The organism is Candidatus Pantoea formicae, from assembly GCF_011752625.1.
In the GTDB taxonomy this organism is placed as follows: Bacteria; Pseudomonadota; Gammaproteobacteria; order Enterobacterales; family Enterobacteriaceae; genus Pantoea; species Pantoea formicae.
This window is the reverse complement of record NZ_VWXD01000010.1, coordinates 121,906-133,004: the sequence shown is the minus strand read 5'-3', so window position 1 is coordinate 133,004 and position 11,099 is coordinate 121,906. Positions and strand designations below refer to the sequence as shown.

Below are 11,099 nucleotides of genomic sequence, written 5' to 3'. Positions count from 1 at the left end.
CGAAACACCCGAATTCAGAACGATTTTCTGATTTTGGTACAGTATCGGTGGAGCGGTAGTTCAGTTGGTTAGAATACCTGCCTGTCACGCAGGGGGTCGCGGGTTCGAGCCCCGTCCGTTCCGCCACCCTATTTAGGGGCGTAGTTCAATTGGTAGAGCACCGGTCTCCAAAACCGGGTGTTGGGGGTTCGAGTCCCTCCGCCCCTGCCAGAAAACAATCCTTTGCTTCGGCAAAGGATTTTTTTTGTCCAAAATTCAGCAATAAAATCAAAATTCAGCAGTGAAAAGAGTTTGAGTTTCACTGTCGTCCACTCAAACTCTCCCCCAATTATGGCATTACTGTGTCAATACCGGATATTTAAGCAGTTGGCGAATGTGCGCCTGCTGGTCGCTGTTCTGCAGCCATACAGCATATAGTGGCCGAACGGCAACGGGTGTATCAGGGATAACCATGAGATCGCTATAAATGCCGTGCCAGAAATCGGGTAAAAAAGCACAAGCGCCAGTGGTATGAAGTAATTCACGCGTTACGTGCGCAGATGTGGTGGTTAATACTGGCACATCGTCGCTGGACAAATAACTTTCATGTTGATGAAAATCAGCGCCCCATTCGAGTTTAATGTAATCATATTTTTCACGCTTTTCTGTTTTACGTGCACGGAATAATGCGAGTGAAATATGACCAATTTGCTGACTGGTAAGCTCATCCATTTTTGGTGCTTCAGTGGTAATTAACAGATCCAGCTGTCTCTCATGTAACTGTTTTACCAAAAGATGTCGTTGCGCGATTCGAGCTTCAAGATGAAGGCTTTCGCGGTTCTCATACAGTGATTTCAGCCAAGGAGTGAGGTAGGCCTCCCAAAGTGATGCGCTGGCGCCTATCGAAAGCTCGTGGTGCTGTTGTGTATGCGAAACTTCCTTTTTAGCCATCAGCCAAGTGCTCATTAGGCTTTCTGCATAGGGTAATAAACGCTCACCAGCAGAAGTCAGGCGGATATTATTACGATGGCGAGTAAAAAGGTTTACGCCGAGCTGATTTTCCAGCTGGCGAATGCGAAAACTAACGGCAGATTGCGTGAGGTAAAGCGCTTCAGCAGCACGCCCGAAATGGCGTGTTCGGCTCACTTCGAGGAAAGTTTTCAGTAATTCCGTATCCACAGCATTCTCCCAAAAATTGTTTGTCGTACTGATTTAAATGTTTTGTTTTACACTCTGTCAAGCCTATCTAATACTCCGCGCCATAAATAGCACGGCCATATGAGAGTCGGGAGCGTGTAAAATGGCGGATAGCTTCGCAACAACAAATCGTTTCTTTGATAACAAACATTACCCACGTGGTTTTTCGCGTCATGGTGATTTCACCATTAAAGAAGCTCAGCTTCTGGAACGCCACGGTTACGCCTTTAACGAGCTGGACCTCGCCAAGCGCGAGCCCACAACGGAAGAAGAGCGTTCATTTTTAGAAGTATGTCGTGGTCTTCGTGAGCCGCAAACGGAAGCTGAACGCGTTTGGTCGAAATACACCGCGCGAATCAAGCGTCCAAAGCGTTTCCATACCCTGTCTGGCGGTAAGCCGCAAATGGATACGGTAGAAGACTTCAGCGATAGCGATGATTAAACAAAAACGGGGCTTTTAAAGCCCCGTTTTTTATTCCAGACTTTTATGCAGATAGATCAGTAAACGGTCGATGCTGCGATAGCCCACAGCCTCCTGCAAATGCTGCCGCATAATGAGTTCCTCTCCTGCCAAATCGGCAATGGTTCTCGCAACCTTTAAGATCCGCTGCCATGCCCGAACTGACAAACCTAATGAATTCAGTACTCCTTCGAGCCATGCTGCATCCTGCTGTGATAATCGGCAGCAGCGAGTGATGTCGGGATTAGATAAATGCGCATTCACCTTGCCCGCTCGTTCCAGTTGAATTTGTCGGGCTGCCAGAACGCGTTTCAGCACGGCTGCGCTTCCTTCACTGGGCTCTTGTTTTTGGCTCAATGCACCACTGGGGAGTAGTGGAATTTCCAGCGACAGATCGAAGCGATCAAGAAAGGGTCCGGACAGGCGGCTTAGATATCGCAATACCTGCTGTGGCGTACAACGGTTGTGGCTACCTTGATAATGACCGGTGGGGCTGGGGTTCATCGCGCCAATGAGTTGAAAGCGTGCGGGGTAGGTGACTTTAGCGCGAGTACGTGAAATCGCGATCTCTCCCGACTCAATGGGCTCACGTAGTGAATCCAGAACTTTGCGGTCGAATTCTGGCAGTTCATCGAGAAACAGCACGCCATTGTGCGCTAACGATATTTCACCGGGTCTAGGTAGTGCTCCCCCGCCAATCAGTGCATAGAGTGAAGCACTGTGATGTGGTGCTCTAAATGGCCTTCTGCGCCACTGATGATGAATATTCCCGCTGCTGACCAGGCTGTTGATCGCTGCGCACTCAAGCGCTTCCTGCTCGCCTAGCGGCGGCATGATACTGGGCAAGCGCGAAGCCAGCATGGTTTTCCCTGTTCCCGGTGGCCCCAGCAATAGCAAATTGTGGCCACCTGCCGCAGTAATCTCCAATGCTCGGCGCCCTTGCTCTTGGCCAATGATATCGCTCAGGTCCTGCTTTTCAGGATCCAGTGCCTCAGGTTGATAGTGGGCGACAGGAAGTGGCGATTGGCTATGCAGAAAAGCGCAAATCTCAACCAAATGTTTGCCGACTAACGTCTCACCTTGTTGAATTAATCCCACATCTTGTTGATTCTCTTCAGCTAGCACCATCTGTCGGCCTGATTGCAACGCTGCCATCGCTGCAGGAATAGCACCCTGAACGCCACAGAGCGCGCCGTTAAGGGCCAACTCACCCAGGAATTCATATTGCGCTAGTTTTGCGTCAGGAAGCTGCTCTGAGGCCGCGAGAATCGCAATGGCGATGGGAAGGTCATAGCGGCCACCCTCTTTAGGCAGATCGGCGGGAGCTAAATTGATGGTGACGCGTTTCGCTGGGAAGGTGAATCCACTATTAATAATGGCGCTACGTACCCGTTCCCGTGCTTCTTTGACTGTGGTTTCGGGGAGGCCAACCAACGTTAGCGCAGGTAACCCCTTACTAATATGCACTTCGACTGTCACCAGCGGTGCCTGCACACCGAGCGCAGCACGGGTTAAAACCTTTGATAAAGACATAATGGCTCCTTGTTGTCTTCATCATGCAGGGTGAAAAAGCAGAATGGTGATTGAATGCTGAAAATTAAGAACCTGATTCCAGCTAATAGGAACTATTTGCATTGTTTTCAAAACAATTAGGCGAAAATTCGCAAATTTCGACAGGAGGTTACGCCACGTTCGTAATGAATAATTATCACAACTATAAATAACCTTTTACTTACAACGCGATAACCACCAATTTTAGCCAGCGTCATAAAAAAACATTATGAAAATTATTGTCAATAAGCAGCTAACTATGGTAACTCTGTAGGCATTACTTCGAACAATCGAAAAAACAGACAACACATGAAAGCCCTTCTACAAGTGATTAGCCTAGTCGTGATTAGCGTGGTGGTGATTATTATCCCACCGTGCGGGGCATCGCTTGGAGAAAGAAAGGCTTAAAAATCAAGCCCGGAATTCCAAAAACCCCCGCACCGAAAGGTCCGGGGGTTTTTTTTCGACCTGGCTAAATATCAGCGAATCAGCGAGGAACAGATTATGAGCAGTAGCATAAAATTCTGTTGTTCCCCAAGGAATACAGGAGAATAACGATGACAGGTGCACAGTGGGTAGTTCAGGCTTTACGCGCGCAGAGTGTCGACACAGTGTTTGGCTATCCTGGCGGCGCAATCATGCCAGTGTACGATGCGCTCTACGATGGCGGCGTGGAACACCTACTGTGTCGTCATGAGCAAGGTGCGGTGATGGCGGCAATCGGCTATGCGCGTGCCACCGGTAAGACCGGCGTTTGTATCGCCACTTCCGGTCCCGGCGCCACTAACCTGATCACCGGTTTAGCAGATGCGTTAATGGATTCCATTCCGGTGGTCGCGATCACAGGCCAGGTATCCTCAGCTTTCATCGGCACCGATGCCTTCCAGGAAATTGACGTTCTCGGTCTGTCGTTGGCCTGTACCAAGCACAGTTTCTTGGTTGAATCCCTCGAAGACTTGCCCTCCGTGATGGCTGAAGCCTTCGCCATCGCCCAGTCTGGCCGTCCGGGGCCGGTTCTGGTGGATATCCCGAAAGACATCCAAATTGCCAGTGGTGATTTAACCCCGCACTTGCTGCCGGTTGAAGAGGCGATCAGCCACTCACCACAGCACATTGCGGAAGCCCGTGCGCTGATGGCGCAATCGCATAAGCCAATGCTGTACATCGGCGGGGGTGTCGGCATGGCGCAAGCGGTTCCTGCACTGCGTGCGATGGCGCAAGAAACCGGTATTCCGATGGTGTCCACGCTGAAAGGTTTGGGTAGCGCCGACGTCAGCAGCGACGTTTATCTCGGCATGTTAGGTATGCACGGCACCAAAGCCGCCAACCTTGCCGTGCAATCCTGCGATTTACTGATTGCCGTTGGCGCGCGTTTCGACGACCGCGTCACCGGCAAGTTAGATACCTTCGCACCCCACGCTAACGTTATTCATATCGATATTGACCCGGCAGAACTGAACAAACTGCGCCGTGCGCACGTTTCACTGCAGGGCGATTTAAATCAGGTGCTGCCTGCGTTAAGCATGCCATTGCAGATCGAGGGCTGGCGCACCGAAGTCAAAGCGATGAAAGCCGAGTTTGACTGGCGTTACGATCACCCAGGTGAAGCCATCTATGCTCCGCTGCTGCTGAAGCAGTTATCCGATCGTAAAGCCGATAGCACCGTCGTCACCACCGACGTGGGCCAGCATCAGATGTGGGCTGCACAGCATATGAGCTTCACCGCGCCGGAAAACTTCATCACCTCGAGTGGTTTAGGCACCATGGGCTTCGGTCTGCCGGCGGCCGTAGGTGCACAAGTGGCGCGTCCAGATGATACGGTCATCTGCGTGTCAGGCGATGGCTCAATCATGATGAATATCCAGGAGCTGGGTACCATCAAGCGTAAGAAGCTGCCGGTCAAAATCCTGCTGTTGGACAACCAACGTTTAGGCATGGTGCGCCAGTGGCAGCAGCTGTTCTTCGATGGCCGCTACAGTGAAACCATCCTCACCGATAACCCCGATTTCCTCACGCTGGCCAGCGCATTTGATATCCCAGGCCAGCGCATTAGCCGTAAAGATCAGGTCGACGCCGCAATTGATGCTCTGCTGAACAGTGAAGGTCCTTACTTCCTGCATGTTTCAATCGATGAGCATGAGAACGTCTGGCCATTGGTACCGCCGGGTGCCAGCAACGCAAACATGATGGAGAAAACCGCATGAATCAGCATCAATTGTCTATCGAAGCCCGCTTCCGCCCTGAAATATTGGAGCGCATTTTGCGTGTCGTCCGCCACCGTGGCTTCCAGGTGTGCTCGATGAACATGGCATCTGCGATCAACGCTGAGAACATTAATATCGAGATGACCGTTGCCAGCCAGCGTTCTGTCGATTTACTGTCTTCGCAGTTAAGCAAACTTATGGATGTCGCCTGTGTCGAGATCCAGCAACAGACATCACAACAAATCCGCGCTTAGTCGCCAAAGGAAATAGCAATGAGTACGAAGAAAGCAGACTTTATTTGGTTTAACGGGGAGATGGTTAAGTGGGAAGACGCCAAGGTTAGCGTCATGTCTCACGCACTGCACTACGGTACTTCTGTATTTGAGGGCGTACGCTGCTACGACTCGCACAAAGGCCCAGTAGTGTTCCGTCACCGTGAACACATGCAGCGTCTGCACGACTCCGCCAAAATCTATCGTTTTCCTATCGCCGCCTCTGTTGATGAGCTGATGGAAGCGTGCCGCGAAGTGATTCGTGTGAACAAACTGAAAAGCGCTTACATTCGTCCATTGGCGTTTGTTGGCGACGTAGGTCTGGGTGTGAACCCACCAGATGGCTACACCACCGACGTGATCATCGCTGCTTTCCCATGGGGTGCTTACCTGGGTGCTGAAGCACTGGAAAACGGTATCGATGCGATGGTGTCTTCATGGAACCGTGTTGCACCGAATACCCTGCCAACCGCGGCTAAAGCCGGTGGTAACTACCTCTCCTCACTGTTGGTCGGCAGCGAAGCGCGTCGCCACGGTTATCAGGAAGGTATCGCTCTCGATACCAACGGCTATATTTCAGAAGGTGCTGGCGAAAACTTGTTCGAAGTGAAAGATGGCATTCTGTTCACGCCACCGTTCACTTCTTCAGCATTGCCGGGCATCACCCGTGACGCCATCATCAAACTGGCGATTGATCTGGGTATCGAAGTGCGTGAGCAAACGCTGTCGCGTGAATCTCTGTATCTGGCTGACGAAGTGTTCATGTCGGGTACTGCGGCAGAAATCACCCCGGTACGCAGCGTTGACGGCATTCAGGTCGGTGCGGGCAAACGCGGTCCAGTGACCACCAAAATTCAAAGCGCATTCTTCGGCCTGTTCACGGGCGAAACCGAAGACAAGTACGGCTGGTTGGATCAAGTTAATCCATAACAAGACAGTTACGCGGGTGCAGCTGCGCCCGCGTCATATTTCAGACTGGAGTAAATAGAGCATGCCTAAGTACCGTTCTGCCACCACCACCCATGGTCGTAACATGGCGGGTGCACGCGCCCTGTGGCGCGCCACAGGAATGACCGACGCCGATTTCGGTAAGCCGATTATCGCCGTGGTTAACTCATTCACCCAGTTCGTGCCGGGCCACGTGCACCTGCGCGATATGGGCAAGCTGGTGGCTGAGCAAATCGAAGCCGCCGGTGGTGTCGCTAAAGAGTTCAACACCATCGCGGTGGATGACGGTATCGCCATGGGTCATGGCGGCATGCTGTATTCACTGCCTTCGCGCGAGCTGATCGCCGATTCCGTGGAGTACATGGTGAACGCGCACTGCGCCGATGCCATGGTGTGTATCTCTAACTGCGACAAAATCACCCCCGGCATGCTGATGGCGTCACTGCGCCTCAACATCCCAGTGATCTTTGTCTCCGGCGGTCCGATGGAAGCCGGCAAGACCAAACTGTCAGACAAAATCATCAAGCTGGACCTGGTTGATGCCATGATTCAGGGCGCTAACCCGAACGTCAGCGATGAAGACAGCGATAAAATCGAACGCTCTGCGTGCCCAACCTGTGGTTCTTGCTCAGGGATGTTCACCGCGAACTCCATGAACTGTCTGGCTGAAGCGCTGGGTCTGGCACAGCCGGGCAACGGTTCACTGTTGGCGACCCACGCCGACCGTAAAGAGCTGTTCCTCAACGCCGGTAAGCGCATCGTTAGCCTGACCAAAAAGTATTACGAGCAGGATGATGAGCGCGTATTGCCACGCAACATCGCCACCAAAGCCGCGTTTGAGAACGCGATGACGCTGGATATCGCCATGGGCGGTTCCACCAACACCGTTCTGCACTTGCTGGCAGCGGCGCAGGAAGGCGAAATCGAGTTCAACATGTCGGATATCGACCGCCTGTCGCGCAAAGTGCCGCACCTGTGCAAAGTGGCACCGAGTACCCCGAAATATCACATGGAAGATGTGCACCGTGCCGGTGGCGTTGTCGCGATTCTGGGCGAGCTGGATCGTGCAGGGCTGATCGACACCAGTGCGCGCAACGTTCTGCAGCAGAGCATGCGTGAAACCCTGGATCAGTACGACATCATGCTGACCCAAGACGAAGCGGTGAAGAAAATGTTCCGCGCGGGCCCAGCCGGCATCCGTACCACGCAGGCCTTCTCACAGGATTGTCGTTGGGACACGCTGGATGATGACCGTGAAAATGGTTGTATCCGTACCCGCGAACACGCGTTTTCTCAGGATGGCGGTCTGGCCGTACTGTACGGCAACATCTCTGAAGATGGTTGTATCGTAAAAACCGCCAGCGTTGACGCTGAGCTGCTGACCTTCAAAGGTCCAGCCAAAGTTTACGAAAGCCAGGATGACGCGGTAGATGCGATCCTCGGCGGCAAAGTTGTGGCTGGCGATTGTGTGGTGATCCGTTACGAAGGGCCGAAAGGCGGTCCGGGCATGCAGGAAATGCTCTATCCGACCACCTATCTGAAATCCATGGGCTTGGGTAAAGCTTGTGCGTTGATCACCGATGGTCGCTTCTCCGGCGGTTCTTCCGGCCTCTCTGTCGGTCACATCTCACCTGAAGCGGCGAGCGGCGGTACCATTGCGCTGATCCAGGATGGCGACATGATTGAGCTGGATATCCCGAACCGTCGTATCCATCTGGATCTGCCGGATAACGAAATCCACGCTCGTCGTGAAAAAGAGTTGGCGCGTGGCGAAGCGGCCTACACCCCGCACAACCGCGAACGTGCCGTCTCCTTCGCGCTGCGTGCTTATGCATCACTCGCGACCAGTGCTGATAAAGGCGCGGTACGCGATAAGTCCAAGCTGGGAGGCTAACAACTGATGGCTGAGTCTCAACCGCTACCCGCGTCGCCTAACGGCGCGGAGTATCTGCGCGCAGTGCTGCGTGCGCCTGTGTATGAAATTGCGCAGGTTACGCCGCTGCAAAAAATGGAAAAAATTTCATCGCGTCTCGGCAACACCATTCTGGTGAAGCGTGAGGATCGTCAGCCGGTGCACAGCTTCAAGCTGCGCGGGGCGTACGCGATGATTGCCGGGCTGACCGAAGAGCAAAAAGCACGCGGCGTGATTACGGCTTCGGCCGGTAACCATGCGCAGGGCGTGGCGCTTTCGGCCAGCACGCTTGGCATCAAATCACTGATTGTGATGCCGTTGGCCACGGCAGACATCAAGGTTGATGCAGTGCGCGCATTTGGCGGTGAGGCTTATCTGTTCGGTGCTAACTTCGACGAGGCGAAAGCCAAAGCGATTGAGCTGGCCGAGCAGCAGGGTTACACCTTTGTGCATCCGTTTGACCACCCGGCAGTGATTGCCGGACAGGGCACGCTGGCGATGGAACTGTTGCAGCAGGATGCGCATATCGATCGCGTGTTTGTGCCGGTCGGTGGTGGTGGGCTGGCAGCGGGCGTGGCGGTGCTGATCAAACAGCTGATGCCGCAGATCAAAGTGATCGCGGTGGAGTCGGAAGATTCGGCCTGCCTGAAAGCGGCACTGGATGCTGGCGAGCCGGTGGATCTGGCGCGTGTCGGTTTGTTTGCTGAAGGTGTGGCGGTGAAGCGCATCGGCAACGAGACCTTCCGTCTGTGCAAAGAGTATCTCGATGACATCATCACCGTGGATAGCGATGCCATCTGCGCGGCGGTGAAAGACCTGTTCGAAGATGTGCGCGCGGTAGCGGAACCTTCGGGTGCGCTGGCGCTGGCAGGGATGAAGAAATACATCCAGCAGCACGACATCAAAGGCGAGCGCCTCGCGCACGTCTTGTCGGGCGCCAACGTCAACTTCCACGGTCTGCGCTACGTGTCCGAACGATGTGAAATTGGTGAACAGCGCGAAGCGTTGCTGGCGGTCACCATTCCAGAACAGCAGGGCAGCTTCCTGCGTTTCTGCCAGACACTGGGTGGCCGTTCCATCACCGAGTTCAACTACCGTTATGCGGATGCTGATAACGCCTGCATCTTCGTTGGGGTGCGCTTAACGCGCGGTCTGGAAGAGCGCAGTGAAATCATCAGCCAGCTCAGCGAAGGTGGTTATCAGGTGGTGGATCTGTCAGATGATGAGATGGCGAAGCTGCACGTGCGATACATGGTCGGCGGTCGTCCGTCGAAACCGTTGCGCGAGCGCTTGTTTAGCTTTGAGTTCCCAGAAGCACCGGGCGCGCTGCTGAAGTTCCTGCAGACGCTGGGCGCGCACTGGAATATCTCGTTGTTCCACTATCGCAGCCACGGCACCGATTTCGGTCGTGTACTGGCGGCCTTCGAAGCCAACGATCAAGAGCCGGATTTTGAAACCCATCTCACGGCGTTGGGCTACGAATGGCACGATGAGGCGAACAACCCGGCGTTCGGTTTCTTCCTCGCCGGGCAGTAGTTACAGCAGGTTCCAGAAAGCACTGATAAGCGGCTCCCCGAGTCGCTTTTTTTGTACGCAGACGCCCAGTTCCAGCGGCGCGACTGACTCCACATTCTCCAGCGTCAGTACGCGATTGCGTACCGGCTCCGGGCTGTTCTCCAGCACCACATCCGGCAGCAGCGCAATTCCACATCCCAGCGCCACCATTGAGACAATCGCCTCATGCCCGGACACCGTGGCATAAATTTGCGGATTCGGAATGCGATGGCGACGGAACCACAAATCAATGCCGCGCCGCACCGGGCCTTGTTCCGGCACGATAAACGGAATCTGCGACCAATCAGGTTGCGCCTGCGTGGCCTGGCTGCGCACCGCACACGGCAGGGCGGGCGCGATCAGCACCAGCGGAAGAATGGCGAGCGGCGTGAAGTCGATGCTGGCGGGCAGCGTTTCCGGACGTCCGGCAATCGCCAAATCGGCCTCGCCCGATTGCACCATCTCAATCGCGTCGGCGGCGTCACCGGTGGTGAGTTTGATTTCCACCTGTGGATGCTCAGCACGGAAGCGATCGAGAATTGGAGGCAGATGGCTGTAAGCGGCGGTCACCGAGCAGAACAGGCGCAGCTCGCCGCTCAGTGAAGGGCCGTTCAGATCCATCACGTGGCGCAGCTGTTGATATTGCAACAAGGTTTGCTGAGCAAATTGCTTGAGGCGCTCGCCGGCTTCAGTGAGCGTCACGGTGCGGTTATCACGCAGGAACAGCGCGTGACCGACATCTTCCTCAAGGCGCTGAATCTGGCGAGAGAGCGTGGAAGGGCTGACGTGCATAGCACGCGCGGTGCGACCAAAATGACAGCTTTCGGCCAGATGAAGAAAGAGCTTCAGGTCTCGTAAATCCATGCGCGTTTCACCTCAACGTGTTGTTGCAAATTCTGCAATGTGACCTTGCTAATATATCAATTTAAGCAATGGATTTCCTGTCATATGATGGGGTCATTCGCGGCACTGAATACGGTGCCGTTACCGAACAAAAGCAAACATAACATCTAACCGGAGTA

10 protein-coding genes and 2 tRNA genes are annotated in these 11,099 nt (G+C 54.0%); 9 read left to right on the top strand and 3 right to left on the bottom strand.

Features of this window, described 5'->3' with window-relative positions; translation table 11 throughout:
* Positions 1–49: 49 nt before the first annotated feature.
* Together F3J38_RS22535 and F3J38_RS22530 are read left to right on the top strand one after the other, a co-directional pair.
* Positions 50–126 (top strand) — tRNA-Asp (locus F3J38_RS22535).
* Positions 127–134: 8 nt separating this feature from the next.
* A tRNA-Trp gene (locus F3J38_RS22530) sits at positions 135–210 on the top strand.
* A gap of 126 nt (positions 211–336) precedes the next feature.
* Here F3J38_RS22530 and hdfR read toward each other — a convergent pair.
* A complete protein-coding gene (gene hdfR / locus F3J38_RS22525) occupies positions 337–1,158 on the bottom strand; it encodes an HTH-type transcriptional regulator HdfR (protein WP_167142287.1) in 822 nt (273 codons plus the stop codon).
* Positions 1,159–1,279: 121 nt separating this feature from the next.
* On the opposite strand from hdfR, the gene F3J38_RS22520 reads away from it, so the two are divergent.
* On the top strand, positions 1,280–1,618 hold the full coding sequence (locus F3J38_RS22520; RefSeq protein ID WP_007888811.1) for a MaoP family protein: 339 nt from the start codon (positions 1,280–1,282) through the stop codon (positions 1,616–1,618).
* Positions 1,619–1,648: 30 nt separating this feature from the next.
* Here F3J38_RS22520 and F3J38_RS22515 read toward each other — a convergent pair whose 3' ends face one another.
* A complete protein-coding gene (locus F3J38_RS22515) occupies positions 1,649–3,169 on the bottom strand; it encodes a YifB family Mg chelatase-like AAA ATPase (RefSeq protein WP_167142284.1) in 1,521 nt (506 codons plus the stop codon).
* Positions 3,170–3,496: 327 nt separating this feature from the next.
* On the opposite strand from F3J38_RS22515, the gene ilvL reads away from it, so the two are divergent.
* From ilvL to ilvA, 6 genes are all read left to right on the top strand, one after another.
* Positions 3,497–3,595 carry an ilv operon leader peptide gene (gene ilvL / locus F3J38_RS22510; RefSeq protein ID WP_071531048.1) on the top strand — a complete coding sequence of 33 codons (99 nt, stop codon included), beginning with the start codon at positions 3,497–3,499 and terminating at the stop codon, positions 3,593–3,595.
* Positions 3,596–3,744: 149 nt separating this feature from the next.
* A complete protein-coding gene (ilvG, locus tag F3J38_RS22505; protein WP_167142281.1) occupies positions 3,745–5,391 on the top strand; it encodes an acetolactate synthase 2 catalytic subunit in 1,647 nt (548 codons plus the stop codon).
* Positions 5,388–5,645, top strand: a complete 258-nt coding sequence (ilvM, locus tag F3J38_RS22500) for an acetolactate synthase 2 small subunit (RefSeq protein ID WP_034820026.1) — start codon at positions 5,388–5,390, stop codon at positions 5,643–5,645. Before ilvG ends, ilvM begins: the two co-directional genes overlap by 4 nt.
* Before the next feature lie 18 nt (positions 5,646–5,663).
* Positions 5,664–6,593 carry a branched-chain amino acid transaminase gene (locus tag F3J38_RS22495; protein WP_034820022.1) on the top strand — a complete coding sequence of 310 codons (930 nt, stop codon included), beginning with the start codon at positions 5,664–5,666 and terminating at the stop codon, positions 6,591–6,593.
* A gap of 61 nt (positions 6,594–6,654) precedes the next feature.
* The gene (gene ilvD, locus F3J38_RS22490; RefSeq protein WP_167142278.1) at positions 6,655–8,505 is read left to right on the top strand and encodes a dihydroxy-acid dehydratase; all 1,851 of its coding nucleotides are present in this window, start codon (positions 6,655–6,657) and stop codon (positions 8,503–8,505) included.
* 6 nt (positions 8,506–8,511) lie between these two features.
* Positions 8,512–10,059, top strand: a complete 1,548-nt coding sequence (gene ilvA / locus F3J38_RS22485) for a threonine ammonia-lyase, biosynthetic (protein WP_167142275.1) — start codon at positions 8,512–8,514, stop codon at positions 10,057–10,059.
* Here ilvA and ilvY read toward each other — a convergent pair whose 3' ends face one another.
* On the bottom strand, positions 10,060–10,941 hold the full coding sequence (gene ilvY, locus F3J38_RS22480) for an HTH-type transcriptional activator IlvY (protein ID WP_167142272.1): 882 nt from the start codon (positions 10,939–10,941) through the stop codon (positions 10,060–10,062). It abuts the gene before it with no gap.
* Positions 10,942–11,099 lie beyond the last annotated feature (158 nt).